This window comes from Kitasatospora sp. GP30, from assembly GCF_029892145.1.
Taxonomy (GTDB): domain Bacteria; phylum Actinomycetota; class Actinomycetes; order Streptomycetales; family Streptomycetaceae; genus Kitasatospora; species Kitasatospora acidiphila.
Genome location: NZ_JARZAH010000063.1, coordinates 1 through 26,262, shown reverse-complemented (window position 1 = coordinate 26,262; position 26,262 = coordinate 1). Strand labels below are relative to the sequence as shown.

The 26,262-nt window shown below is 72.2% G+C and carries 20 protein-coding genes and 3 tRNA genes; 9 read left to right on the top strand and 14 right to left on the bottom strand.

Features of this window, described 5'->3' with window-relative positions; genetic code table 11:
* The first annotated feature begins 94 nt into the window (after positions 1 to 94).
* From P3T35_RS38865 to P3T35_RS38850, 4 genes are read left to right on the top strand one after another with little or no spacing between them, the layout of a single operon-like run.
* The gene (locus P3T35_RS38865; protein WP_280709635.1) at positions 95 to 4,966 is read left to right on the top strand and encodes a non-ribosomal peptide synthetase; all 4,872 of its coding nucleotides are present in this window, start codon (positions 95 to 97) and stop codon (positions 4,964 to 4,966) included.
* A 15-nt stretch (positions 4,967 to 4,981) separates the two neighbouring features.
* Positions 4,982 to 8,917 carry a non-ribosomal peptide synthetase gene (locus P3T35_RS38860; protein ID WP_101380449.1) on the top strand — a complete coding sequence of 1,312 codons (3,936 nt, stop codon included), beginning with the start codon at positions 4,982 to 4,984 and terminating at the stop codon, positions 8,915 to 8,917.
* 36 nt (positions 8,918 to 8,953) lie between these two features.
* Complete coding sequence (locus P3T35_RS38855; RefSeq protein WP_101380448.1) at positions 8,954 to 9,172, top strand: MbtH family protein; 219 nt, start codon at positions 8,954 to 8,956, stop codon at positions 9,170 to 9,172.
* Complete coding sequence (locus tag P3T35_RS38850) at positions 9,172 to 9,927, top strand: alpha/beta fold hydrolase (protein ID WP_101380447.1); 756 nt, start codon at positions 9,172 to 9,174, stop codon at positions 9,925 to 9,927. The genes P3T35_RS38855 and P3T35_RS38850 overlap by 1 nt, the downstream gene beginning before the upstream one ends.
* Before the next feature lie 13 nt (positions 9,928 to 9,940).
* Here P3T35_RS38850 and P3T35_RS38845 read toward each other — a convergent pair whose 3' ends face one another.
* Positions 9,941 to 10,141 (bottom strand): hypothetical protein, encoded by a 201-nt coding sequence (locus P3T35_RS38845; protein WP_101380446.1) that lies wholly within the window; start codon positions 10,139 to 10,141, stop codon positions 9,941 to 9,943.
* A gap of 95 nt (positions 10,142 to 10,236) precedes the next feature.
* On the opposite strand from P3T35_RS38845, the gene fabI reads away from it, so the two are divergent.
* Entirely contained in the window at positions 10,237 to 11,031 is a 795-nt protein-coding gene (gene fabI, locus P3T35_RS38840) for an enoyl-ACP reductase FabI (RefSeq protein ID WP_101380445.1), read from the top strand.
* A 21-nt stretch (positions 11,032 to 11,052) separates the two neighbouring features.
* Here the strand turns inward: fabI and P3T35_RS38835 are convergent, their stop codons facing one another.
* From P3T35_RS38835 to P3T35_RS38815, 5 genes are all read right to left on the bottom strand, one after another.
* A complete protein-coding gene (locus P3T35_RS38835; RefSeq protein WP_101380444.1) occupies positions 11,053 to 12,843 on the bottom strand; it encodes a BTAD domain-containing putative transcriptional regulator in 1,791 nt (596 codons plus the stop codon).
* A 377-nt stretch (positions 12,844 to 13,220) separates the two neighbouring features.
* Entirely contained in the window at positions 13,221 to 16,223 is a 3,003-nt protein-coding gene (locus P3T35_RS38830) for a BTAD domain-containing putative transcriptional regulator (RefSeq protein ID WP_101380443.1), read from the bottom strand.
* Between the two features lie 220 nt (positions 16,224 to 16,443).
* Complete coding sequence (gene gntA / locus P3T35_RS38825; protein ID WP_101380442.1) at positions 16,444 to 17,118, bottom strand: guanitoxin biosynthesis heme-dependent pre-guanitoxin N-hydroxylase GntA; 675 nt, start codon at positions 17,116 to 17,118, stop codon at positions 16,444 to 16,446.
* Entirely contained in the window at positions 17,115 to 17,882 is a 768-nt protein-coding gene (locus tag P3T35_RS38820; protein WP_280709628.1) for an ABC transporter permease, read from the bottom strand. Before P3T35_RS38820 ends, gntA begins: the two co-directional genes overlap by 4 nt.
* A complete protein-coding gene (locus tag P3T35_RS38815; RefSeq protein ID WP_101380441.1) occupies positions 17,879 to 18,892 on the bottom strand; it encodes an ATP-binding cassette domain-containing protein in 1,014 nt (337 codons plus the stop codon). The genes P3T35_RS38820 and P3T35_RS38815 overlap by 4 nt, the downstream gene beginning before the upstream one ends.
* A 248-nt stretch (positions 18,893 to 19,140) precedes the next feature.
* Between P3T35_RS38815 and P3T35_RS38810 the strand changes: the two genes are divergently transcribed.
* Positions 19,141 to 19,812: a GPP34 family phosphoprotein gene (locus P3T35_RS38810; protein WP_101380440.1), complete on the top strand. Its 672-nt coding sequence runs from the start codon at positions 19,141 to 19,143 to the stop codon at positions 19,810 to 19,812.
* Between the two features lie 79 nt (positions 19,813 to 19,891).
* Here the strand turns inward: P3T35_RS38810 and P3T35_RS38805 are convergent, their stop codons facing one another.
* Both P3T35_RS38805 and P3T35_RS38800 read right to left on the bottom strand, forming a co-directional pair.
* Positions 19,892 to 20,404, bottom strand: coding sequence for a DinB family protein (locus P3T35_RS38805; RefSeq protein ID WP_143676805.1), 513 nt, complete (start codon positions 20,402 to 20,404; stop codon positions 19,892 to 19,894).
* A 121-nt stretch (positions 20,405 to 20,525) separates the two neighbouring features.
* Positions 20,526 to 20,750 (bottom strand): hypothetical protein, encoded by a 225-nt coding sequence (locus P3T35_RS38800; protein WP_101380438.1) that lies wholly within the window; start codon positions 20,748 to 20,750, stop codon positions 20,526 to 20,528.
* Between the two features lie 360 nt (positions 20,751 to 21,110).
* On the opposite strand from P3T35_RS38800, the gene P3T35_RS38795 reads away from it, so the two are divergent.
* Positions 21,111 to 21,314 (top strand): cold-shock protein, encoded by a 204-nt coding sequence (locus P3T35_RS38795; protein WP_097236452.1) that lies wholly within the window; start codon positions 21,111 to 21,113, stop codon positions 21,312 to 21,314.
* Between the two features lie 202 nt (positions 21,315 to 21,516).
* Here P3T35_RS38795 and P3T35_RS38790 read toward each other — a convergent pair whose 3' ends face one another.
* The 6 genes from P3T35_RS38790 to P3T35_RS38765 all read right to left on the bottom strand — a co-directional run bounded on the left by P3T35_RS38790 (position 21,517) and on the right by P3T35_RS38765 (position 23,027).
* The gene (locus tag P3T35_RS38790) at positions 21,517 to 21,909 is read right to left on the bottom strand and encodes a type II toxin-antitoxin system VapC family toxin (RefSeq protein ID WP_101380437.1); all 393 of its coding nucleotides are present in this window, start codon (positions 21,907 to 21,909) and stop codon (positions 21,517 to 21,519) included.
* Complete coding sequence (locus P3T35_RS38785; RefSeq protein ID WP_101380436.1) at positions 21,906 to 22,133, bottom strand: hypothetical protein; 228 nt, start codon at positions 22,131 to 22,133, stop codon at positions 21,906 to 21,908. The genes P3T35_RS38790 and P3T35_RS38785 overlap by 4 nt, the downstream gene beginning before the upstream one ends.
* 138 nt (positions 22,134 to 22,271) lie before the next feature.
* Positions 22,272 to 22,348: transfer RNA gene (locus P3T35_RS38780), tRNA-Phe, on the bottom strand.
* A gap of 19 nt (positions 22,349 to 22,367) precedes the next feature.
* A tRNA-Asp gene (locus P3T35_RS38775) sits at positions 22,368 to 22,441 on the bottom strand.
* 52 nt (positions 22,442 to 22,493) lie between these two features.
* Positions 22,494 to 22,566, bottom strand: a tRNA-Glu gene (locus P3T35_RS38770).
* A gap of 119 nt (positions 22,567 to 22,685) precedes the next feature.
* A complete protein-coding gene (locus P3T35_RS38765; protein WP_101385025.1) occupies positions 22,686 to 23,027 on the bottom strand; it encodes a metallopeptidase family protein in 342 nt (113 codons plus the stop codon).
* Positions 23,028 to 23,328: 301 nt separating this feature from the next.
* On the opposite strand from P3T35_RS38765, the gene P3T35_RS38760 reads away from it, so the two are divergent.
* Positions 23,329 to 24,150 carry a hypothetical protein gene (locus P3T35_RS38760; protein WP_143676804.1) on the top strand — a complete coding sequence of 274 codons (822 nt, stop codon included), beginning with the start codon at positions 23,329 to 23,331 and terminating at the stop codon, positions 24,148 to 24,150.
* A 196-nt stretch (positions 24,151 to 24,346) separates the two neighbouring features.
* On the top strand, positions 24,347 to 26,262 hold a 1,916-nt coding region (locus tag P3T35_RS38755; protein ID WP_280709618.1), incomplete at its 3' end, for a DEAD/DEAH box helicase.

Here is a 26,262-nt window from a genome sequence, read left to right as displayed (position 1 = left end):
GTTGTTGCCGGGGTATATGGTGCCGTCGGTTTTCGTGGTGTTGGATGCGTTGCCGTTGACGGCGTCGGGGAAGTTGGATCGGCGGGCGTTGCCGGTGCCGGAATGGGCGGGAGTCGGCGGCGGACGCGCACCACGCAATGCGCGTGAAGAACAACTCGTCCAGATCTACCGCGAGTTGTTGATCGTCGACCGGGTCTCGATCGATGACGACTTCTTCGACCTGGGCGGGCATTCGCTGCTGGCGACCCGGTTGCTGAGCCGGATTCGCTCGGTGCTGGGCGTGGAGTTGAGCATCCGGACGGTGTTCGAGAACCCGACGGTGGCGCAGCTGGCCCGGGCGCTGGACGAAGGCTCGGCGGTCGGGCGGTCGCGGGTGGCCCGGGTGGTGCCACGTCCGGAGCGGATCCCGCTGTCGTACGCACAGCAGCGCGTCTGGTTCCTGGACCGGATGGACAGCGGCGGCATGTACAACCTCCCACTGGCGATCCGCCTGCGCGGCACCTTGGACGTGGCGGCGCTGGCGGCCGCGTTGAACGCCGTTGTAGCCCGCCATGAGGCCCTCCGCACGCTCTACCGCGAGGCCGACGGACGGGCTGAGCAACTGGTGCTGCCCACGGCGGAGCTGCCGCTGACCGTCACCGAGCTCCACGAGCCCCAGTTGGCCGAGGCAACGGCCGCCGAGGCGTCCCGGGGCTTCGACCTGGAGGCCGAACTCCCGCTGCGGGCCACGCTGTTCCGACTTGCACCCGATGAGCATGTGCTGCTGCTGGTGCTGCACCACATCGCGGGTGACGGTTGGTCGCTGGCGCCGCTGCTGCGGGACTTTGAGGCTGGCTACCTGGGGCGGGAGCTGCCCGAACTGCCGGTGCAGTATGCGGATTACGCGCTGTGGCAGCGGGAGGTGCTGGGCTCCGAGGATGACTCCGAGAGTGTCATCTCGCAGCAACTGGCCTTCTGGCAGCAGGCATTGGCCGAGCTGCCGGATGTGCTGGAGCTGCCGGCCGACCGGCCGCGCCCGGCGATCGCCTCCTACCGTGGTGAACGCCTGGACTGGCAGCTGGACGCGGGCGTGCACCAGGCGCTGGTGGCGCTCGCCCGGGAGTCTGGCGCAAGCCTCTTCATGGTCCTTCAGGCCGCGCTGGCCGCGCTGTTCACCCGGCTGGGTGCGGGCACGGACATCCCGTTGGGCACCGGCATGGCAGGCCGTACGGACGAGGCATTGGACGAGCTGGTCGGGTTCTTCGTCAACACCCTGGTGCTGCGGACCGACACCTCGGGCGACCCGACGTTCCTTGAGCTGGTGGACCGCGTCAGGGACTGGGACTTGGCAGCCTTCGCCCAGCAGGACGTGCCGTTCGAGCGGCTGGTGGAGGTGCTCAACCCCGAGCGCTCGTTGGCACGGCACCCGTTGTTCCAGACCCTGCTCACCCTGCAGAACACCCCGGAAGCCGATCTCGACCTGCCCGGCCTCGCACCCTCGCTGGTGGAGATCTCCGGCAGCCAGGCCAAGTTCGACCTGCTGTTCGACCTCCGCGAGACCTTCGACGACCAGGGACGGCCCAACGGCCTCGACGCCACAGTGGAGTTCGCCCAGGACCTCTATGACGCGTCGAGCGTGCGGGTGCTCTGCGAGCGGCTGGCCCGGGTGCTGGAGCAGGTCACGGCGGAGCCGAAGCGCCGGCTGGCCGAGATCCAGTTGCTCTCGCACGACGAGGTGGCCCAGCAGCTGACCGTCTGGGGGCAGGGCGCACCTGTTCCACGGCGCGGCAGCGTGGTGGCGGCCTTCGCCGAGCAGGTGGCTCGCACGCCCGACGCGGTGGCGGTCGTCTCAGACGAAGAAGCGCTCAGCTACGCGGAGTTGGATGCGCGGTCCAACCAGTGGGCACACGTCCTGCGCGAGCAGGGGGTCGGCCTGGGCACGCCGGTGGCGCTGTTCCTGGACCGCTCGGTGGAGCTGGTGCTGGCCGAGCTGGCGGTGCTCAAGGCGGGTGGCTGCTATGTGCCGCTGCACGCCGCCTACCCGGCGGACCGGCTGGCCTGGATCGTTCGCGACGCCCAGGCCCCGCTGCTGCTCACCGACCGTGACACGCTCCCCGACGACCTGGTGGCGGGCGCGCGGTCCATGCAGCTCGGGGACCTTGTGGAGCGCGCCGACGGGTACCCGAGCACGCCGGTGCTGGACCCCGACACCATCGATGCGGACCACCTTGCCTACGTGATGTACACCTCCGGCACGACCGGGCGGCCCAAGGGCGTCATGGCCGGCCACGGCAGCGTGGTGGACCTGGCCCGCGACCCGATGTTCGCCACCGGGGCCCATGACTGCGTGCTGATGCACTCCTCGCACGCCTTCGACGCCTCGACCTACGAGGTGTGGACTCCGCTGCTGCGGGGCGGCCGGGTGGTCGTGGCGGGTGGCGGGCACCTGGGGCCAGAGGAGCTGCGGGCGGCGATCGCGACCCACGGTGTCACGGCGGTGTTCCTGACGACGGCGCTGTTCAACGCGATCGCGGTGGAGGAGCCGCAGGCGTTCGCGGGGCTGCGGGAGGTGCTGTTCGGCGGCGAGAAGGTGTCTTCGGAGGCCGTCGAGCAGGCGCTGCGCAGCTGCCCCGATCTGCGGATCACCCACGTCTACGGGCCGACGGAGACCACCACCTACGCCACGGGTTGGCCGGTGCCGGCCGGTCGTTCACTGGCCGCCGGTGTGCCGATCGGTGCGCCGATGTCGGGGACGCGGGCCTATGTGCTGGGCGACTCGTTGCAGCTGCTGCCGCCGGGTTCTGTCGGTGAGTTGTATCTGGCGGGGTCGGGGTTGGCGCGTGGGTACGGGGGGCGGGCGGATCTGACGGCGGAGCGGTTCGTGGCGGATCCGTTCGGTGCGCCGGGTGGGCGGATGTATCGCACGGGTGACCTGGTGCGGTGGACGGCGGAGGGTGCGATCGACTACGTGGGTCGTGCGGACGATCAGGTGAAGATCCGTGGGTTCCGGATCGAGCCGGCGGAGATCGAGGCTGTGCTCGTGGGGGATCCGGAGGTCGTGCACGCGGTCGTGGTGGTGCGCGAGGACCGGCCGGGTGACAAGCAGTTGGTCGCCTACGTGGTCGGCGCGGTGGACGGGTTGCGGGAGTACGCGGCGAGCCGGCTGCCTGCCTACATGGTGCCTTCGGCGTTCGTCGCCCTTGAAGCGCTGCCGCTGACGGTGAACGGCAAGCTCGACAAGCGTGCGCTGCCGGCGCCCGAGTCGTCGGGCGAGGTCGAGCAGATAGCCCCGAGCAGCGAGCGGGAGCGGATCCTGTGCGAGGTCTTCGCCGGGGTCTTGGGCCGCGACAGCGTCGGGATCGATGACGGGTTCTTCGACCTGGGTGGCGACAGCATCGCCTCGATCCAGTTGGTGAGCCGGGCCCGCAAGGCCGGGTTGGTGCTGACGGCGCGGGATGTGTTCGAGCACAAGACGGTCCGCGAGTTGGCGGCGGTCGCCACGCAGGCGGGTGCGGTGGAGGTGCCCGGCCGCCAGGGTGTGGGGTCGGTGCCGCTGCTGCCGGTGATGGAGTGGCTGCGGGCCGGGGGTGGCCCGGTGCGCGAGTTCAACCAGGCCTACACCGTCCCCGTCCCGGCCGGCCTCACCCTGACTTCCCTCACCGCCACCATCGCCGCCGTCATCCGCCACCATGATGCCCTGCGCGCCCAGTTGACCATCACCGCTGACGGCACCTGGCACCTGGAGGTCCCCGAGGCGGATCACGGCCCGGACGTGACGGCACTGGTCCACCGCGTTGAGAGCGCCGACCCGGCGGTGGTGGCGGCCGAGACCGAGGCGGCCCGGCGTCGTCTGGAACCGGAGCGCGGGATCATGCTGCAGGCGGTCTGGTTCGACCACGGCCCGGACGCGGACGGCGTGTTGCTGCTGGTGGTCCACCACCTGGTGGTCGACGGGGTGTCCTGGCGGATCCTGCTGCCCGACCTGGCAGCCGCCTACGCGGGCGGCGAGCTGGAGCCGGTCGGCACCTCGCTGCTCGGCTGGTCCCAGGCCCTCACCGCCGCTGCCACCCACCCCCGCTGGACCGACCAACTCCCGTACTGGTCAAGCATGGTGGATACCGCCCCGGCCCAGCTCGGCAAGCAGCCCCTCGACTCCCAGCGGGACACCCTGGGCACGGCCGAGTCCCACACCGTCACGCTCTCCCCGGGGTTGACCGAGGCGCTGTCGACCACCGTTCCGGCGGCGTACAACGCGGGTGTCAACGATGTGCTGCTGACCGCGCTCGCGCTGGCCGCACGCCAGTGGCGCCCGGAGCAGACCCGTGACGGCCTGCTGCTGGACCTGGAGAGCCACGGCCGTCACGAGGACGCCCTCGACGCGGGCCACGACCTGACCCGCACCATCGGCTGGTTCACCAGCATGCACCCGGTCCGCCTCACACCCCCGGCACTCACCTGGACCGAAGTCACCACCGCGAGCCCCGCCAACGGCACCGCCCTGAAGGAGGTCAAGGAGCAGCTGCGCGCCGTCCCCGACCACGGCCTGGGCTACGGCCTGCTGCGCTACCTCAACCCCGCCACCGCCACCACCCTGGCCGCCCACCCGGCCCCCCAGATCGGCTTCAACTACCTCGGCCGCTTCACCACCGACCAAGGCACCGACGCCCACTGGCTGGCGGTGGGCGACACGGGCGCGGGCTCCGCGCTGGGCGACGCCGAACTGCCGTTCGCCCACGCCCTGGAGATCAACGCGGCCACCCACGACACCCCGGCCGGTCCCCGGTTGACCGTCGACCTGGCCTGGCCGGCCGCCCTGTTCGACGCACCCGAGGTCGAGCACCTGGCCGCCCTCTGGCAGCAGGCCCTGCAAGCTCTGCGCGACCACGCCGAGAGCCCGGAGGCCGGCGGCCTCACCCCCTCCGACCTCACCCTGGTCGGACTGTCCCAGCAGCACATCGACCTCCTCGAAGCCAAGTTGAGGAAGTAGAGGGAGACGAAGACCGTGACGAACACTCAGCGCTCGATCGAGGACGTGCTCCCACTCTCCCCGCTGCAGCATGGGCTGCTGTTCCAGACGCTGTACGACAACGAGGGCCCGGACGTCTACACCGTGCAGCTAGCGGTGGAGCTGAGCGGCACCCTGGACACCGCCCGGCTGCGCGGCGCCGCCGGAGCGCTCTTGGCCCGCCACCCCAACCTGCGTGCCCTCTTCGTGCATGAGGGGCTGGACCAGCCGGTCCAGGTGGTTCGCCGCACGGTGGAGCTGCCGTGGCGCGAACTCGACCTGTCCGACCAGGACGTGACCGAGGCGGCCAAGGCCTTCGACGCCCTGCGCGACGAGGAGCGGGCCAACCGGTTCGCGCTGGACGAGGACGTGCTGCTCCGCTTCGTGCTGGTGCACCTCGCAGGCGGCGCGGCCCGACTGCTGCTGACGCTGCATCACATCCTGGTCGACGGCTGGTCGGTGCCGATCCTGCTGGACGACCTGTTCGAGCTGTACGAGCGCGGTGGCGACGCGACCGGCATGCGCCGGGTGGCTCCGTACCGCGACTACCTGGCCTGGCTGGCTCGCCAGGACCAGCAGGCCGCCTCGGTCGCCTGGGAGGCGGAGTTGGCCGGGCTGGCCGAGCCGACCCTGCTCGGCGCGGGCCGCCAGGGCGCCGCCGCGCTGCTCCCCGAGGTGCACCGGAGTGCCCTGTCGGTGCGCCTCACCGAGCAGTTGGCCGCCACCGCCCGGTCGCACGGCTGGACGGTCAACACCATGGTGCAGGCGGCTTGGGGCCTGGTCCTCGGCCACCATCTGGGCCGCACCGACGTGGTCTTCGGCGGCACCGTCTCAGGGCGCCCGCCGGAGCTGACCGGCGTCGAGACCATCGTCGGCCTGCTGATCAACACCCTGCCGGTGCGGGTGGGTTGGCACTCCGACGAGCGGCTCGCCGAGCTGTTCGAGGCCGTCCAGCGAGCCCAGAGCGCGCTGCTGCCGCACCAGCACATGCAGCTCGCGACCCTCCAGTCCGCCGCCGGCCACGGTGAACTCTTCGACACCACCCTGGTGTTCGAGAACTACCCGGTCGGCGCCGCCGACGCCCCGCAGCTGGCGGGCGGGCTGCGGATCACCGACCTGGAGGCCCGGGACGCCACCCATTACGGCATCACACTGCTCGCGCTGCCCGGTGACCAGCTGCGCTTCCAACTCGCCTACCGGACGGACGTGGTGGACCGCGCCACCGCCGCCCGGCTGGCCGACTGGCTGCACCGGTTCCTGACGGCCGCCGCCGAGGATCCGACCCGCCCGATCGCCGACGTGCCGCTGCTGGACGCCGGCACCCGGCACCGGCTGCTGACCGGCTGGAACGACACCGCGCATGCCGTCCCCGAGGTGACCCTCACCGCCCTGCTGGAGACCGCGGCGACCGGCTCGCCCGAGGCGCCCGCCCTGCTGGCCGACGGCGAGTCGGTCAGCTACGCGGAGCTGCACGCGAGCGCCAACCGGCTGGCCCGGGCGCTGGTCGCGCGCGGTGCCGGCCCGGACCGGCCGGTCGCGATCGCGCTGCACCGGGGGCGGCGGCTGGTGGAGGCACTGCTCGCGGTGCTCAAGGCGGGCTCGCCCTACCTGCCGATCGATCCGGAGCTGCCGGCCGGCCGGATCTCCCGGATGCTGGCGGGCGCCGACCCGGTCTGCGTCCTGGCCGACCGGGACACCGCCGCGGTGCTGCCCGCCGAGGCCGGCCCGGAGCCGCTGCTGCTGGACGGCCCCGACCTGGTCCGGGAGTTGGCGGTGCGCCCGGCCGGCCCGCTGGCCGACGCCGAGCGCAGCGCCCCGCTGGACCCGCGCCACCTGGCCTACCTGATCTACACCTCGGGCTCCACCGGGCTGCCCAAGGGCGTGGGCGTGCCGCACACCGGCATCGTCAACCGCCTGCTCTGGATGCAGGACCGCTATCGACTCGGCCCGGACGACCGGGTGCTGCAGAAGACCCCGTTCGGATTCGACGTCTCGGTCTGGGAGTTCTTCTGGCCGCTGCTGACCGGCGCCGCGCTGGTGATGGCCCGGCCGGGCGGCCACCGCGAACCGGCCTACCTCGCCGAGGAGATCGCCGCCTCCGGGGTGACCACGGTGCACTTCGTGCCGTCCATGCTGGACGCCTTCCTGCGGGAGCCGGCGGCCGCCCGCTGCGCCGGGGTGCTGCGCCGGGTGGTCTGCAGCGGCGAGGCGCTGGCACCGGCGACGCAGGACCGGGCGCTGTCGCTGCTGGGCGCACCGGTGCACAACCTGTACGGGCCGACCGAGGCCGCCGTGGACGTGACCCACTGGGACTGCCTGCCGGGCCAGGACCCGGTGCCGATCGGCCGGCCGGTGTGGAACACCCGGGTGTACGTGCTGGACGCCGCCCTGCGCCCGGTGGCCCCCGGGGTGGCCGGCGAGCTCTACCTGGCCGGCCGCCAGCTGGCCCGCGGCTACCTGGGCCGCCCCGGGCTGACCGCCGAGCGCTTCACCGCCGATCCGCACGGTGAGCCGGGAGCCCGGATGTACCGCAGCGGCGACCTGGTGCGGTGGACCGAGGACGGTGCGCTGGAGTACCTGGGCCGGACCGACGACCAGGTGAAGATCCGCGGGCTGCGGATCGAGCTGGGCGAGATCGAGTCGGTGCTGTCGCAGCTGCCCGGGGTGGCCCAGGTCCGGGTGGTCGTCCGCCAGGAGCCGGGGCGCGAGGGCCGGTTGGTCGGCTACCTGGTGCCCGACAGTGCCGCCGGCACCCCGCCGCAGGCGGACGCGCTGCGCGCCGCGGTGGCCGCCGTGCTGCCGGGCTACATGGTGCCGAGCGCCTTCGTCATGCTCGCCGAGCTGCCGCTGAGCATCAACGGCAAACTGGACCGGCGCGCGCTGCCCGCGCCCGAGCTGCCGGCCCGGGAGGACGGCCGGGCCCCGCGCACCGCGACCGAGCAGCTGCTCTGCTCGGTCTTCGCGGAGGTGCTCGGCCTGCCCGAGGTGGCACCCGAGCAGAGCTTCTTCGAGCTGGGCGGCCACTCGCTGTCGGCGGCCCTGCTGCTGCCCAAGGTCCGGGCGGCGCTCGGCGCGGAGCTGACCCTGCGGACCGTCTTCGCGGCCCCCACCCCGGCGGCGCTGGCGGCGGTGCTGGCGGACCGCCAGGGCGCGTCGGCCGGCCTGGAGCCGGTGCTCGCGCTGCGCGCCGGTGGTGCGCTGCCACCGCTCTTCTGCCTGCCCCCGGGCGCCGGCCTGAGCTGGTGCTACGCGGGCCTGCTGGGCGGCCTGGACCGCGAACAGCCGCTGTACGGGCTGCAGGCGCCGGGCCTGACCGGCGGTGCGTCACCCGAGACGCTGGCCGGGCTGGCCCGCGGCTACGCCGAGCGGATCACCGAGCTGCGGCCGCACGGGCCGTACCGGCTGCTCGGCTGGTCGGCCGGCGGCAACCTGGCGCATGAGGTCGCGGTGCTGCTCCAGGAGCGCGGCGAGCGGGTGGAGCGGCTGGTGATCCTGGACTCCTACCCGCCGGCCGAGACCGCTGGGCAGGTCAGCCAGGAGCAGGTGTTCCGTGACGCGTTCGGTGCCGAGCTGGGTGACCCGGCCGACCCGGTGACCCGGGCCCGGGCGCTGGAGCTGGTGCGCGAGGAGCTGGGCCGGGTCGACGACACGGTGGCGGCGGCCGTCCTGGAGACCTACCTGCTGACCAGCCGCGCCCTGCTGAACTCGCGGCCGCGCCGGTTCGACGGCGACCTGCTGTTCTTCCGGGCCGCGGACTGGACCGTCGATCCGCGCCGCGACGCGGCCCGCTGGCAGCGGCACCTGACCGGCGGTATAGAAATCCAGGAGCTGACCGCGATACATGAAGAAATAGCCCGCCCGGACGTTCTCGCGGAAATCGGGAAGATCCTGGCCGGGCGTTTCGGCGAGCCGCCTGCGGCGGCCGACCGGTGATGGTGCGGAAACTGTTTCGATTGAGGGGAATCCGACATGGCGAATCCGTTCGAGGACGCTGACGGCAGCTTCCTGGTGCTGGTGAACGACGAGAACCAGCACTCGCTGTGGCCCGAGTTCGCGGCGGTCCCGGCCGGCTGGCGCACGGTCTTCGGCCCGGCGGACCGCGAGGCCGCGCTGGCCTACGTGGAGCGCGAGTGGACCGATATGCGCCCGGCGAGCCTGGTGGCGGCGATGGCCGAGGCGACCGGCTGATGGCGGCCGGCACCGCCACGGCCCGGTGGATCCGCAGCCGCCGGCCGAGCCCGGCGGCCGCGGTCAACCTGGTGCTGCTGCCGCATGCCGGCGGCTCTGCGGGCTACTACCGGGCGTGGCACGAACTCATGCCCCAGCAGGTCGAGTTGCACGCTGTGCAGTACCCCGGCCGGGAGGACAGGTTCGGCGAGGCGCCACTCGACGGCATGGCCGAGATGGCCGACGCGGTCACCGAGGCGATCCGCCCGCTGTTCAGCCGCGAGGTGGTGCTGTTCGGTCACAGCATGGGCGCGTCGATCGCCTACGAGGTGGCCCTGCGCTGCACCGCGGCGGGCTTGCGGCCCCGCCTGCTGATCGTCTCCGGCCGGGCGGCGCCGCACCGGCAGCCGCCGGCCGAGCACTGGGCGGCACCGGACGCGGAACTGCTGGCGGAGGTCCGCCGGCAGTCCGGGGACACCAGCGCGGCACTGGACGACCCCGACCTGCGGGAGCTGCTGCTGCCGATGATCCGGGCGGACTACAAGCTGGCCGAAACCCACCGGGTGCCGCCCGGGACCGCGCTGGAACTGCCGATCGCGGTGCTGCGCGGCCGCGGCGATGCCGAGGTGGACGACGAACAGGCGCGCGCCTGGGGTGAGTTGACCGCCGACGCGTGCTCCCAGCACGTTTTCGACGGCGGTCACTTCTACTTCGAGCAGGGGCCGGCCCGGGTGATCGACACGGTGGTCGCCCTGGTGGGCCGGGCCCTGCGCTGACGGCCCCGACCGGTCACCGCCGGGCCTTGCGGATCCCCCGCGCGACGACCAGCAGCAGCACCCCGAGCACGATGAGCCCGATGCTCACCAGCGGTTGGTCATGGGGGAAGTGGTTGACGATGAAGTAGCTCTTCTTCGGATCCTGTCCGGCCGCTTTCTGGACGAGCGGTGCGATGCCCTGGAGCAGGCAGAGGATCCCGGCGATGTCGAGCACTACCAGCATTTCATCCCTTTCTCGGCGTGTTTATCGGCCGGGGCCGACGTTCGTGGCGTTCCCACGATTTCGTAGCGTTCCCACAGGGGGCAGGCATGGATCTACTCAAGGGCAAGACGATTCTGGTCACCGGTGTGCTGACGACCAATTCGATCGCCTTCCACACGGCGCGGGTGGCGCAGGAGCAGGGCGCCAGTCTGGTGCTCACCGGCTTCGGCCGGATGAGCCTGGTCGAGCGGGTGGCCCGCCGGCTGCCGCAGCCGGTGCCGGTGGTCGAGCTCGACGTGACCGACCGGGAGCAACTGGCCTCGCTGGCCGCCCGGGTGGGTGAGCACACCGACCGGCTGGACGGGGTGCTGCACTCGGTCGCCTTCGCGCCCCAGGCGGCGCTCGGCGGCGGCTTCATGACCGCGGAGTGGGAGGACGTCGCCCCGGCCGTGCAGGTCTCCGCCTACTCCCTGCAGGCGGTGACCCGGGCGGCACTCCCGCTGCTGGCCGACGGCAGCGGGATCGTCGGCCTGGACTTCGACGCCTCCCGGGCCTGGTACGAGTACGACTGGATGGGCGTGGCCAAGGCCGGACTTGAGTCGTGCGCCCGGTACCTCGCCTCCTATCTCGGTGAGCGCGGGATCAGGGTCAACCTGGTGGCCGCCGGCCCGCTGCGCACCACGGCGGCCGCCTCGATCGGTTCCGGGGACTTCCACGAGGTGGTCGAGTGGAACCAGCGGGCGCCGCTCGGCTGGGACGGCGCGCGGTTCGAGCCGGTGGCCCGGGCGTGCGTGGCGCTGCTCTCGGACTGGTTCCCGGCCACCACCGGCGAGATCGTCCATGTGGACGGCGGGGCGCACGCGATCGGTGACCGGCCGGGCGCGGCCAAGCGGGCGGTCTGAGCTGTTCGGCACGGCGGCGGCCTAGGCGGCCAGCACCTCGGCCGCCTGCTCCCGGACGAAGAGCCGGACCAGTGGGTGGAGGCGGTAGCTGAACCGGTGGTCGTCGCGGATGCTGTCGAGGTCCAGCAGGCGGGCGTCCACCAGTTCCTCCAGGACCTCCTCGGACCGGCGCTCGTCGGTGTGCAGCAGCAGGGCGGCCTGTGCCGCGGTGCAGCGCGGCTGGCCCAGCAGCGCGAGTTGGCGCAGCGTCGCCCGGGCGGTCGGGCGCAGCGCGGTGTAGCTGCTGCGCAGCCGGGCGCGCACGTCCAGTCCGCCGTGCCGCAGTTCGTCCAGGCGGTGCTGCTCGGGTTGCAGCCGGGTGGACAGCAGGGCCAGCGGCCACTGCGGTCGGGACGCCAGGCGGGCTCCGCAGATCCGCAGGGCCAGTGGCAGCCGTTCGCACAGCTCGACCAGGGCGGCGGCGGCCTCCGGTTCGGCGGCCACCCGGTCCGGGCCGACCAGGGCGGCGAGCAGGGCGAGGCCCTCGGCGTCGGTGAGCGGTCCGAGCCGGACCAGGCCGACACCCTCCAGCGAGTTCAGCGGGGTGCGACCGGTGATGATGGTGCGGCAGTTGGCGCCGCTGGGCAGCAGCGACCGCAGCTGGGCCTCGTCGACGGCGTTGTCCAGCACCACCAGGACCCGGCGGTCGTTCACCACCCGGCGGTACAGCTGGACCCGTCCGTCCAGGGTGGGCGGCATCGCGGCCGGCGGCACGTCGAGCGCCCGCAGGAAGACCTGGAGCACCTCGGCGGGGTCCTTGGCGGTCCCGTCCGGCCTGGTCAGGTCGGTGTAGAGCTGGCCGTCGGGGAAGTGGCCGCGCAGCAGGTGGGCGGCGCGCAGGGCCAGCGCGGACTTTCCGATGCCGGGCATGCCGGTGACCACCACCAGGTGGTGGCGGATCCGGTCGTGCGGGGCGGGCAGGCCGGCCAACTCGTCGACCAGTTCGGCCAGCTGTGCTTGTCGGCCGGTGAAGTCGGTGCTGTCGGCGGGCAGCATGGCGGGTGCGGTGCGGATGAGTTCGACCGGTGCGGTGGGCGCCTCGGGCAGCGATCCGGCCAGGATCCGGTGGTGCACCTCGCGCAGTTCGGGCCCGGGTTCCACCCCGAGCTCGTCGCGCAGCACCTGGACGCAGTCGCGGTAGACCGCGAGTGCGTCCGCCTGTCTGGAGCAGCGGAACAACGCCGTCATCAGCTGCACCCTGAGGCGTTCCCGCAGCGGGTGTGCCGCGACCAGCCGGGTCAGTTCGGGGATCAGCTCCTGCTGGAGGCCGAGTGCGAGGTCGGCCTCGATCCGGCTCTCCAGGGTGGCGGCCCAGGCCTCCTCCCACTGCGGCACCTCGGACTCCGCGAGGAAGGCCGTGGTGTTGGACAGCGGGACGCCGTGCCAGAGCTCCAGCGCCGAGTGCAGCAGGGTGCCGGCCCGGGCGTACTGACGGGCCGCCAGGGCCTGTCGGCCGAGCCGGTCCAGCCGCTCGTACTCGACCGCGTCGATCCAGGAGTCCCGGGGGTCGAGGGCGTATCCGGGCTGCCGCCGGCTGATGGCGACCGTGTCCCCCAACTGCTTCCGCAGCCGGGACACATAGGTGTAGATCTGCGCGTTCATCGTCGCCGGCGGCTCCCAACCCCAGAGCGACCGGCTCAGCCGCTCGTTGGAGACCACCTGGCCCCTGGCCAGCAGGAGTGCCGCGAGCATGGTGTGGATCTTCGTTCCGGCGAGCGGAACTCTGGCATCGCCACGACGGGCCTCGACCGGCCCGAGTACGCGGAACTCCATGCTGACCCCCGTCTCGGCATCGCACTGATGTGCAGGTCGACGCTAGCCCGCCGGGTTGTTCTCCGATTATCGCCTCGATTTCGTCAGGTCGGTCCGGGCCGCCGGGGGATCGATAGTCGGGCGAAACTGGTTCGACATCCGATAGTCCTACAGTCTTGGTGCAAGGACAGCGCACCCCGACCCCGAGTGCGTCAAGGAGACAGCAGATGTCGCGGTTCCGGTTTCCGTCGACCCCCAAAAGCTTAAGCGCCAGTGCAATGAATATCGACTCGCCGGACCCCAACGGTGACTATCCCTGGGACTGACGGACCGCCAACTCCGGTGTGAGTGGGGACGGGTGTCACCGGCCCCCCTGTCCGGCGGCCCGACGGCCCCGCTCACGCCGGGATGCGCAACAGCCCGGTCAGCTGCTCCGCGGTGACGGCCGCACCGCCGAACCCGCCGCGCAGCGCCCCGAGCAGCCGCTCGGTCCTGGCCCGCCAGGTCCTGGAACCCAGCGCGTCGAACCTGGCCCGAGCCAGCTCCAGGTAGTCCACCGACGCGACGACCTCGCCGCGCAGCGCCGCCACACAGGCCAGATCGGTCTCCAACCGCCCCAGCAGGAACCGATCAGCGGTCTGCTCGGCCAACTCGGCCGCCTCCCGCAGGGTCTGCTCCGCCTCGGTCAACTTCCCGCACCGCCACTGCGCCTCGCCGAGGGCCCGTAACGCATGCGTCTGGCCGACCAGATCGCCGTCCGAGCGACTCAGCGCCAACGCCCGCCAGCCGGGCACGATCGCCTGCCGGCTCTCGTCGGCCCGCAGCAGCGCCTCCGCCAGCCGGAAGGTGCTCTGCGCCTCGGCCCGCCGCGAGCCGCTGTCCCGGCTGAGCACCACGGCCTCCGAGCTCAACTCGATGGCCCGTTGCGGGTTCCCGCGCTCGGCCTCCACCTGGGCGAGCACCCCCAGCACGTGCACCGTGTCCCGGACGCTGCCCTTCTCGCGCAGCACCGCCAGCGCCCGCCGGCAGTAGTCGCCGGCCTGCTCCAGATTGCCCCGGAACCGTGCGCACAGCCCCAGTTGGCGCAGCGCCTGGGCATGCCCCATCTCGTCCCCGACCCGCTCGAACAACCGCAGCGCCGGAACCAGCCGCTCCTCGGCCTCGGCGTACCGGCGCTGGTAGATCGCCAGCGAACCGAGCGAGCGCAGCATGGTCGCCTCGCCCAGCAGGTCGCCCGCCGACCGGGCCGCGGCCATCGCCAGCCCGGCCGTCGCCCCCCAGTCCTCAAGGCAGTTGCGGGTCTCGAAGAAGGCGCTCGCGTACATGGCCAACGGCCAGGCGACATCGGCCCGGCCCTCCCGGGCGGCGTGGCTGATCACCTCGACGATTGCCGAGCGCTCGCTCTCGAACCAGGCCATCGGGTCCTTGAGCAGCTCGCTGACCAGGTCGCCCGGCAGCTCCGTGCGCGGCGCCGAGCCCAGCCGGGGTGCCGGACCGCCGATCAACCTGCGGTGCGCGGCCTCGGCCAGCGCCAACCAGCCGCCGTAGGCGCGGCGCAGCGCACCGATCCGGTCGCTCGCAGTCTCCTCCTCCTGGGCCCGCTCCCAGGCGTACAGCCGCAGCAGGTCCTGGAAGCGGTATCGGGTGCCGCTGCCGGAGCCGCCGGGCACCACCTCAAGGAGCTGGGCGTCCACCAGTTGCTCGGTGAGGCTCTCGGCCTGCCGCAGATCGGTCTCCAGCAGGCCGGCGCCCACCCAGGAGGCGAAGTCCGGAGTGGTCAGCAGCCCGAGGCGGCGGTACAGCTGCGCCGTCTGCGGCGACAGGTAGCGGTAGCTGAGCGCGAATCCGGCGCGCACCCCGCCGCAGCCCGGGCTCAACTCGTCCAGCCGGCGGCGCTGGTCCTCCAGCCGGTCCACCAGCGAGCGCACCGACCAGTGCGGCTTGGCCACCAGCCGGGCCGCGGCGATCCGCAGCGCCAACGGCAGCCGGTCGCAGAGGATGCCCAGCCGCTCGGCGGCCTCCGGCTCGGCCGCCATCCGTTGCGCCCCGGCCATCCGGCTGAGCAGCACGGCCGCCTCCTCGGCGCTCAGCGTGGGCAGCGACACCCGCTGCACGGCGAAGTCACCGGTGACGTCGTCCACCGCGTCGCGGCTGGTGACCAGCACGCAGCAGCGCCCGCTGCCCGGCAGCAGCGGGCGCACCTGGGCGAACGAGCGCACGTTGTCCAGCACGATCAGCACCCGCTTGCCGCTGAGCACGCTGCGGTAGAGCGCCGCCTGGGCGTCGAGGTCCTGCGGGAGCCGGCTGTCCGGCACCCCGAGGGCGCGCAGGAACCGGTCCAGCGCACCGGACGGCCCGAGCGGGTCGTGCTGCTCGTCGTAGCCGCGCAGGTCGGCGAAGAGCTGCCCGTCGGGGAACCGGACGGCCACCCGGTTCGCCCAGTGCATCGCCAGCGCGGTCTTGCCGACCCCGGCCACTCCGGTGATCGCCGCCACGGTCAGCGGCCGGGTGGCGTCGTCCTCCTCCAGGATCCGGTCCAGCCGGGCCAGTTCGGCGGTACGCCCGGTGAACGCCGCTACGTCCGCGAGCAGTTGGGCGGGCAGCGGGGCCGACGGGATGCCGCCGGCCCGGTGGTCGGGGCGGCTCAGTTCCGGGGAGTCCTGCAGGATCAGGGTCTGCAGGGTCTGCAGGGCCGGGCCGGGCTCGATGCCCAGTTCCTCGACCATCAGCCGGCGCCCCTCGCGGAACAGCTCCAGCGCCTCCGCCCGCCTGCCGCTGCGGTATTGAGCGAGCATCAGCTGGACGCGGGGCTGCTCGCGCAGCGGATGCTCCTGCACCAGGGCCGCGAGCTCGCCGGCCAGGGTCCGGTGCCGACCCAGTTGAAGCTGCAACTCGGCTCTCTCTTCGAGGAGTTCGAGTCTTCGCTCGTCCAGCCGACCGGCCGCCACCTTGATCCGGTGCGCGGTCATGCCGTCAAGCACCGGGCCGCGCCACAGCTCAAGGGCCCGTTCCACCAAGGCGTTCGCCTCGTCGGTCCGCCCGGCTCTGGCGGCATCGCGGGCCGCCTCGGCCAGCCGCTCCGCCGCCACGGTGTCCAACTCGTGCCCGCGCAGGGCCAGCAGGTAGCCCGGTGGCTCGGTGCGGATCAGGTCGGTGATTCCGGCGGATACCCGGAACAGCTTGCGCAGGCCGGCGACGCAGATCGCCACCTGGTTCCGCGCGGTGGCCGGTGCTCCCGCCGGCCAGACCGCCTCGACCAGGCTCTCCACCGAGACGATCCGGTCCGGGGAGAGCAGCAGCATGGACAGGATCGTTCGCTGCCGGGCACCACCGAGCGGCACCCGCCGTCCATCACTCTCGACCTCCAGGGTGCCGAGGACTCTGAACAGGATCTGACCCACTGCTGAACCACCCCCGTTGTTCCGCGTGCCAGCCACCACCGCATCAGTTTTGTCTCATCATTCAACATCGTTTTGACAAACTTTCGTACGGAACATGGCAAGAGGATCATGCGTAGCACGGAGTCGGGTGACGAGTGACTGCGGTTGAACAACGGCATTCGGTCCGGGTGGGACCGAAGAGGCGGCGGCAGCGCGCTGACTGATGGTCAGCCGGCGGCGGTCAGGCCGAGGGAGGGTTCGGTACGAACGGACAGCGCCAGTCCTGCTCGGTCATCCGGCCGCTGTAGTGCCGCGCCTCGTCCTTGTAGGTGGTGAAACTCGGGTTGACGGATCCGTGGAAGGCCTTCTCCCGCTTGCGGATCCGCCCCCGCAGCTTGAAGAAGTTGATGCCCAGCGCGTTGAACTGGAGATGGGAGTTGAAGACCAGGGCCGGGAGCCGGAACCGCCGGCTCGGCCGAGACGCCCCGGGGTGCAGGCCGACCACGAAGAACGGGTGGCCGTGGATCGAGTACGCGAAGTCGGCCGAGCCCGGGTCGGAGTCGTACAGTCCGCTCCACGGGTGCCGGCGGTCCTGGTCGTGCAGCGCCTGCAGGTGCCGCCAGAGCACCGCCTCGAACTCCGGCTCGGTGGTGTCCCCGGGCCGCTCGAAGGTGGCCACGAACGAGGTGAAACTGCGGGAGCTGGGCTCGAATCCGGCCAGGAACGCGTCCAGCGCCGCGAGATGGGCCGACACCGACGACTCGTCGCCCAACTCCTCGAAGTGGTGGTGCACGATGGCGCCCCGGCGCAGCGCCGCCCGTGCCCCCAGGCAGACGAAGTCCTCCTCGCCGATGAAGTCGGCCAGCGCGGCGAAGACCTCGGCCGCCTGCGGCGCGGTCGGCCGGGGCGCGGTCATCGGGCCGCCCGGTGGAACTTGGCCACGGCCAGCGGTCCGGTCAGCAGCGCGATGCCCAGGGCCCAGGCCAGGGTGACGACCACCGGGCCGGCGGCCGAGCCGCCGTCGGTCAGCGCGCGGCAGGCGTCCGCCAGGTTCGACAGCGGGTTCACCCTGGTGAAGGCCCGCAGCCAGCCGGGCATGGTGCCGGTCGGCGCGAACACCGAACTGCCGAACTGCAGCGGCAGCACCACGATCATGCCCAGGCCCTGCACCGCCTGGGGGCTCTTCAGCACCAGCCCGAGCAGCACCGAGACCCAGAGCAGCGAGATCCCGAACACCATGGTCAGCCCGATCGAGCCGAGCAGCCTGAGCACCCCTGCCTTGGCGTCCAGGCCCAGCAGCAGGCCCATCAGGAGCAGCACGGCCATCGCCGCCGCCATCCGCGCGGCCTCCACCAGCACCTTGGCCACCAGCACCGAGGACCGGGCGATCGGCAGGGTGCGGAACCGGTCCATCACCCCGGTGCCGAAGTCCGAGTTCACCCCGACGCCGGCGGTCATCGCGACGTTCACCGCGACCAGGCCGAGCAGACCGGGCATCACGTACTGCACGTAGTCGTGCTGGCTGCCGGAGACCGCGCCGCCGAAGACGTAGACGAACAGCACCGTGTAGATCACCGGCATCAGCAGCACGTCGAAGAGCGAGTCCGGGTTCGCCCGGATCAGCAGCAGGTTGCGCCGGACCAGCGCGCCGACGTGGTGGAAGCTCGCGGTGGCACTCACACCCGGACCGCCTCTCGTGATTCGGCCTGGCCGGACTCGGCCGGCTTGCCGGTCAGGGTCAGGAACACCTCGTCCAGGCTGGGCAGGCTGGTGTCGATCTCGGCGACCGGGATGCCCTCGGCACCGAGCAGCGCGATCACGGCGGTCAGGTGCTCCTCGCCGCGGACGGGCATCGCCAGCACCCCGTCCTGCTGGGACAGCCGGGCCTCCTCGCGCGGCGCCAGCTCGGCCGCCTTCAGTGCCTTCACCAGGCGCTCCAACTGCCCGTCGCCGCCCGGCCGGATCCGCAACGTCCGCCCGCCGACCTCGGCCTTCAGCTCGTCCACCGGTCCGGCCGCGACCACCTTGCCGCCGTCGATCACGGTCAGCTCGGACGCCAACTGCTCGGCCTCCTCCATGTACTGGGTGGTGAGCAGCACCGCCGTGCCGTCCTGCGCCATGCCGCGGACCTCGTCCCAGACCTCGTTGCGGCTGCGCGGGTCGAGGCCGGTGGTCGGCTCGTCCAGGAAGAGCACCGCCGGGCGGCCCACCATGCTGGCCGCCAGGTCCAGCCGGCGGCGCATCCCGCCGGAGTAGGTGTCGGCCGCCCGCCCGGCCGCGTCGGTCAGCGAGAACCGTTCCAGCAGCTCGTCGGCCCGGGCGCGGGCCTCCTTGCGGCCCAGGTCCAGCAGCCGCCCGATCAGGTAGAGCGTCTCCCGGCCGGGGAGCTTGCCGTCCACCGCGGCGTACTGCCCGGTCAGGCCGATCATCCGGCGCACCTCCTTGGGCCGCCGCAGCACGTCGTGGCCGCCCACGGTGACGGTCCCGGCGTCCGGGCGGACCAGCGTGCAGAGGATCCGCACCAGGGTGGTCTTGCCCGCGCCGTTGGCGCCGAGCACTCCCAGCACCGTGCCGCGGCGCACCGCCAGGTCCACACCGGCCAGCGCGGTCACCCCGTTCGGGCCGCCGTAGCGTTTGACCAGCCCTTGCACGGCTACCGCGGGATCGTCGGCGTTCGGCAGTGGTGTCATGGGCGCAGTGAACAGCGGCCACCTATACGGAGTCGATATGAGCGGGAGCCGCGCGGCCCAAACCGCCCCGGGCCGGTGTTGCTGACTGAATGTCAGGTACGCCTGCGGTACTCCCCGGCTACTTCCTTCGGAGGAGGAGCACGACGATCGCGGTCGAGAAGGCCGTCGCCGGGCTCATCCTTTCGGGCAAGAGCCGGTCCATCCCCACGGTCGATGGGCGGTTCGAGGGCGGACGGTAGCGTCGAGCCGTGACTGATGCGCTGCCGTACCTCACGTATCTGCTCGCTCACGACCCCGCCGTCCACGGTCCGTTCAACCGGGCCAGGACCGCCGCCCTGGTCCGTGCCGCGGTGGTCGTCGAACTGGCACTGCGCGGCCAGCTCGCCGAGGCCGACGGAGTCGTCCGCCCGACCGGGGCGCCCGCGGACCGGGACCCCGTGCTGGCCGCCGCCCGTCCCCGCTGCGACGCCCAGCCGGCCGGCTGGGCCCAGCTGCTCAGACGCGACCGCGCCCAGACCCTGCGAGCCGTGGAGGACCGGCTCGCCGCCACGGGTCTGCTGACCGTGGAGGAGCGGCAGACGCTGGTGGTCCCGACCCGCTGGGTGACCCTCACCACCCCCGAGGCCGCCGACGCCGTCCGCCGCCGGGTGGCCGCCCTGCTGGCGTCGCCCGGCCCGGCCCGCCGCGTCCCGCCGGACGACGCCGCCCTGGCCGCCCTCGCCGCCGCGGCCGGCCTGCCCCCCGCGCACCGCGGCCACCCCCGCGGCGCCGCCATGACCCGCCGCCTCGCCGACGTCGCCCCGGGCCTCGCCCAGGCCATCCGCAACCTCCCCGCCGACCTCGCCCAGAGCACCCGCCTCCTGGGGGAACCACACCACGAAGGCCCGGGCGGGCCACCGGCGGCCGTGCCGCCGTCGTGAGCCGCAACGGGCGGTGGCCGGGGCCGGGCGGGCGCTGGACGGGGCCGGACGGGCGCTGGACGGGGCCGGGCGGGCGGGCCTATTCGCCGGTGACGCCGTCGATCAGCTCGCGGATGATGTCGGCGTGCCCGTTGTGCCGTGCCGTTTCCTCGACCATGTGCGTCAGCACCCACCGCACATCGGTCGTGCCGTCGCGGAGCGCACGGGTCTCGTCCAGGTCCGCGATCGCGGCGATGAGCTCCCGGCTGCGGGCGCAGGCCTTCAGATAGCCGGCCACGATCCGCTCGATCGTGTCGTCCGGCGTGACCTTCGTGTCCGCCTCCGGGTCCGCCTCCGTGATGAAGAGCGCCGGCTCGTCAACCTCGGCCACGCACCGGGCGATCCAGTAGTGCTCGCACTCGGTGAGGTGTTTGACCAGCCCCAGCAGACTCGTCCCCGAGGGCACCGGCGAGTAGCGGGCCTGCTCCTCGGACAGCCCGTCCAACTTGGTCAGCAGCGTGGCCCGGTGCCAGTCCAGCCAGGCGGCGAGGGACTCGGGCTCGGGCGCGACGTACGGCGGGTCCGAGCGCTTGATCGCCAGCTCGAAGGTCATGATCAGCAGTCTGTCAGGCACATCGTCAGCTGACAGTCATTACTCGGATGTGGGGGCGAAAAAGCCCCCGAAGCGATCCGCTTCAGGGGCATCGTGCCTGGTCAGGACTGTCTTGCCAGGGTCACAGGAGGAAAAGCTTGGTGAAGGGCGCAGAGATCCGGACCCGTTGCGAGCCGAAGTCGACGACCACTGCGGTGCCGTCGCCCTCAACGGTGATGGCCCGGCCGAGGCCGTACTGGTCGTGCGACACGCGATCCCCGACAGCGAATTGCTTGAGAGGAGGCGGGGGCGCAGCGCGGAAGGGGCTGGTGGGCAGGTGGCGCCGGGGCGCAGGCGATTTCGACATCAGTGCCAGTATGCGCCCAATACGGCGCGCTGGGGCCCCTGCCCGTGGCCGAAATTTTTCCAGCCTTCTTGGATCATGGATCTCCAGCGGCCTGCGGGCGGCGCCGGACCGAGGGGGGTTGCCCGGCGGCGCGGCGGGGTTCGGGGCGCCGGCAGACTCGCCGCGGCGAACTTCCCCGTTTCGGCTCGGCCCCTGCTACAGTCGAAGTAGTTGCAGTTGTGGTTCCCATGAACTTGTGTGCGCCTGCTGGTTGTAACGCAGGCGCATTTTTGTTTACCGGCTATTACCGGCCTGGTCATCATCGCGGCGATGCAGGCTCGCGACGTGCGAGTTTTGAACATCCTTCTTAGGAGATTTTTTATGGCTAATGGCACTGTGAAGTGGTTCAACTCGGAAAAGGGCTTCGGCTTCATCGAGCAGGAGGGCGGCGGTCCCGACGTGTTCGCCCACTTCTCGAACATCCAGGCCAACGGCTTCCGTGAGCTGCTCGAGGGCCAGAAGGTCGAGTTCGACGTCACGCAGGGCCAGAAGGGCCCGCAGGCGGAGAACATTCGCCCGCTCTAAGACTTGCCGGCCCGGCGCCTGCCGAGCAGCCGGGGCCCGCACCGTGTACACACAGGGTGCGGGCCCTTCGGCGTTCCATGACCTGCTTCGACCGTGCGGCCTTCGGCGTCTGTCTCAGCCGTGAAGCCTCCGGCGCCATGAAGCCTGCGGCCTGCTCGGGCTTCGGTGCGGCTCTCGCAGCGGACTGCTGCCGTCCGCGCCGTCAGTTGATCACTTCGATGACGCATCGCGCCCCGGAACCTCGCTGCAGCTTGGCGTCGCCAGTGACCAGAGGCACGCCCAGATGCTCGGCAAGGGCTAGATACGCGGCGTCATATGCGGTGAAGGTGCCTCGGAGCTCCCAGATCCGCGGCAGGAGCTCCGTGTGCTGGGCTCGCTGAATCGGCAGCGAGGGCAACAGTCGCAATGCGCGATCCGCGTCGGTGAACTCGATCTTTCGGCCGAGCAGCAGGCCTCGGACGGCACTCGTGGCCTCGATGTCGATCAGCGCTGGAGCGGCCAGGCGTTCTCCGGAAATCCGGCTCGCGCAGGCCTTGCCGACGGGCCCCCGATCAACCAGTGCCGCCACGAGCACCGAGTTGTCGACGACGATCATTCGCCCCTGCCCTCCCGCTGTGCGGCGAGGATGTCGGCCATCGAGACGCTACTCGACAGACTCTCGCGGGCGGCGGTCAACACCTCCTCGACGGTGGGCTGTGCGGCCTCCTCCTCGAGTCGTAGCCGGAGGTACTCCTGCAGCGATCGTCCCGACTCGTCTGCGCGCCGGCGCAGTATCGCGTAGGCCTCGTCGTTCAGGTTCCTGATCTGCACGGTAGCCATGCATGCATAGTAGCGCTGATCAGCTTCGCATTCAGCGCGACCTCTGAAGGTCTGACCGTCCGTTGTGCCATTGCCGTCCGAGGACACGAAAATGCCCCCGAAGCGATCCGCTTCGAGGGCACCGTGCTTTGTCAAGACTGGTGGCCAGGGCCGGGGTCGAACCGGCGACCTTCCGCTTTTCAGGCGGACGCTCGTACCAACTGAGCTACCTGGCCGCGTCCCTTGCGGGACGAGCGATCCTGACGGGACTTGAACCCGCGACCTCCACCTTGACAGGGTGGCGAGCTAACCAACTGCTCCACAGGACCTCAACGAAACCTTGCGGCTCCGACTGTACTGCATGTACTGCGCTTTACTGCGTGCCCCCAACGGGATTCGAACCCGTGCTACCGCCTTGAAAGGGCGGCGTCCTGGGCCACTAGACGATGAGGGCTTTCGGCCCGCCTGCTGTTCTCCAGCGGTCGGGGACGTGAGAAGCATATGGGATCCGGGCGCGAACGCCAAAACGGATTGATCCGCCCGGCCACGGGCCCGGTCAGCGCGCTGACCAGGTCAGGACCAGCCGAGCTCGTGCAGCTCGTGGTCGTCGAAGCCGAAGTGGTGGGCGACCTCGTGGATGACGGTGGTGCGGACCTCGGCGATCACGAGCTCCGCCGTCTCGCACAGGCGCAGGGCCGGGCCGCGGTAGATGATGATCCGGTCGGGCAGCACCCCGGCGTACCACTCGCCGCGCTCGGTCAGCGGGGTGCCCTCGTAGAGGCCGAGCAACTCGGGGGTGGCGGGGTCGGGCTCGTCCTCGACGAAGACCGCGACGTTGTCCATCATGGCCGCCAGCTGCGGGGGGATCTGGTCGAGGGCGTCGCTGACCAGACCCTCGAATTCTTCCCGGCTCATCTCCACCCGCCCATTGTCGACGGGCGGGTGAGGGAGTGCCAGGTCATCGGCGACAGAGGGCCGTCTCGCGCGTGTCGTGCGTGTCACGCGGGCGGCGCCGGGCGGCGGTCGGCCGCGCGGTCGGTGGGGGTTGCGTGCGGTCGGCACCGGCGCGGCGTCGGATCCGCATGGCGTCGGCGCACGCGCCGGGGCGTGCGCATGGTCGCCCGTGTCCCCGTGTCCCCGTGGCGGCTCGGGCGTTGGGCACCGGAAGGGCCGCCGGTTGCGCGGCCAGGGCGGGGCGGCCAGAGAGGCGGCGGCAGTGGTTCCGACGAAGGCGAAGGCGGACTGGGTCCGGGTGACGGTGACCGGGGCTTCGAAGGCGGGCGCGCGGTTCCAGATCCGGCCGGGCAAGCGGTTCGGCTCCGGCGGCGGGCCCGCCGGGCGGCGGCTGTCGGTGGCGTCGGTGGTGCGGCAGGGCCTGGTGGTGCGCGGGGGCGGCCGGCCGGCGCGGGCGGCCCGCTTCCGGACCATGGCGGTGCGCACCGCGGTGCTGGCGCTCTCCTCGCTGAGCGCGGCGGGGTGCATGGCGGTGGGCTCCGGCACGGACCAGCAGCCGGTCGCGCACGCCTCCGGGGTGGCCAGCCCGAGCGGCCGGGTCTCCGGGGCGCCGGTGGCGAACCATCAGGCCGGGCGCCCGGGGCGGACCGGGCACGGCGCGGGTGGGTCGGCCGCGAGCAGCGGTGCCACGGTCGGCGCCTCGGGGGCCGCCCCGGCGCCGACCGGCACTGAGGGGGCCCAGCCGGCCGACCCGGGCCCGGGTGTGTCGCCGGCGCCCGCCGTGCCGGGGAGCGTGGTGCCCGTGCCGCCGCAGTCCGGGTCGGCCGGCGGCGCCGGTGGCGGGCCGACGGCGGGGTCCGGGCGCACCGGCGGCGGCTCGGGCGGCGGCAGCCAGGCCCCGAGCTCCGGTGGCCCCGGTACGACGGGCGGCCCCTCGGCCACGGCGCTCCCGGCGCCCTCCGCGTCCAGCCGGCCGGTCCCGTCGACGGCCCCCAGTCCGGCGCCCACGCCGACGGCCGGCGGCTCGGGACCGACCGGTGGCTCAGGATCCGCGGCCCGACGCGACGGATCGGCCGCACATTAGGGGGTTGGCCAGCGGATTTGCCTTTGCTCTGATGGCTCCCGTATGGTGGTAGATCGTTCGTTTGATTCATTTGATTGGCGCCCTATTCCCATCTGGCGCCCTTGGCGCGTTCCGGCGATCCGTGGCTGACCGCATAGAGGCGGTTGTAAGTCAGAACCCCGGACTTTGGCGCGTGCCACTTCCGGAAGGTTTTGCATTGTCTCTCGTTGACGACGACCGCTTCGTCATGCCCGCTGACGCCCAGGACGAGACGGTTGACGCCGCCGACCTGATCGACACCATCGACGCCGACACGACCGACTCCGTCGAGGAGCCCGCCGAGCCCACCATCACCTTCGGTGACCTGGGCCTGCACGACGACGTGGTGCGTGCCCTCGCCAAGCGCGGCGTCACCACCCCGTTCCCGATCCAGGCCGCGACCATCCCGGACGCGCTGGCCGGCAAGGACGTCCTCGGCCGTGGCCGCACCGGCTCCGGCAAGACCCTGAGCTTCGGCCTGCCGCTGCTCACCCGCCTCGCCGACGGCGAGCGCACCAAGCCCAAGCACCCGCGCGGCCTGATCCTGGTGCCGACCCGCGAGCTGGCCATGCAGGTCGCCGACGCGCTGGAGCCGTTCGGCTCGGTGCTCGGGCTCAAGCTCAAGGTGGTCTGCGGCGGCACCTCGATGTCCAACCAGATCTACGCGCTGGAGCGCGGCGTCGACGTCCTGGTGGCCACCCCCGGCCGCCTGCGCGACCTGATCAACCGCGGCACCGCCAAGCTCGCCGACGTCCAGACCGTGGTGCTCGACGAGGCCGACCAGATGGCCGACATGGGCTTCCTGCCCGAGGTCACCGAGATCCTCGACCAGGTGCCGGCCGGCGGCCAGCGCCTGCTCTTCTCCGCCACCCTGGAGAACGAGATCGACACCCTGGTCAAGCGCTACCTGAAGAACCCGGTCACCCACGAGGTCGACCCCTCGGCCGGTGCGGTCACCACCATGACCCACCACATCCTCGTGGTGAAGCCGAAGGACAAGGCGCCGATCACCAACGCGATCGCCGCCCGCAAGGGCCGCACGATCATCTTCGTCCGCACCCAGATGGGTGCCGACCGGGTCGCCGAGCAGCTGATCGAGGCCGGCGTGAAGGCCGACGCGCTGCACGGCGGCATGACCCAGGGCGCCCGCACCCGGGTGCTGGGCGACTTCAAGGACGGCTACGTCAACGTCGTCGTCGCGACCGACGTCGCGGCGCGCGGTATCCACGTGGACGGCATCGACCTGGTGCTCAACGTGGACCCGGCCGGCGACCACAAGGACTACCTGCACCGCTCCGGCCGCACCGCCCGCGCCGGCCGCTCCGGCGCCGTCGTCACCCTGGTGCTGCCGCACCAGCGCCGTGGCGTCTTCCGCCTGATGGAGGACGCGGGCGTGGACGCCTCCCGGCACATCCTGGACCGCGCCTTCGACGCCGAGGTCGCCAAGATCACCGGCGCCCGCTCGCTGGTCGAGGTCCAGGCGGAGAGCGCCTCCGGCATCGCCGGTGCCGCCGAGCGTGACGTCGCCGAGCTCAGCAAGCAGCTGGAGCGGGCCCAGCGCCGGGCCACCGAGCTGCGCGACGAGGCCGACCGGCTGGCCGCCCGGGCCGCCCGCGAGCGGGCCGAGCTGGGCATCGAGGAGGAGCCGGCGGCCCAGGCCGACGAGCCGGCTGCCGGCACCGAGGCGGCCGCGGCCGTCGAGGAGCAGCGCGAGGTGCGCGAGGTCCGGGAGACCCGCGAGCCGCGCGAGGAGCGGATGCCGGCCTACCGGGAGCCGCGCAACGAGCGGCCGTCGTTCGGTGGTGGCGGTCGTGACCGCGATGACCGTGGTGGCCGTTCCTTCGGTGGTGGCGGTCGTGACCGCGATGACCGCGGTGGCCGTTCCTTCGGTGGCGGTCGTGACCGTGACGACCGTGGTGGCCGCTCGTTCGGTGACCGTCCGGCGCGTTCGTTCGGTGACCGTGACAACCGGGGCTTCGGTGGTGGCGGTCGTGACCGCGACGACCGTGGTGGCCGTTCCTTCGGTGACCGTCCGGCGCGTTCCTTCGGTGACCGTGACAACCGGGGCTTCGGTGGTGGCGGTCGTGACCGTGA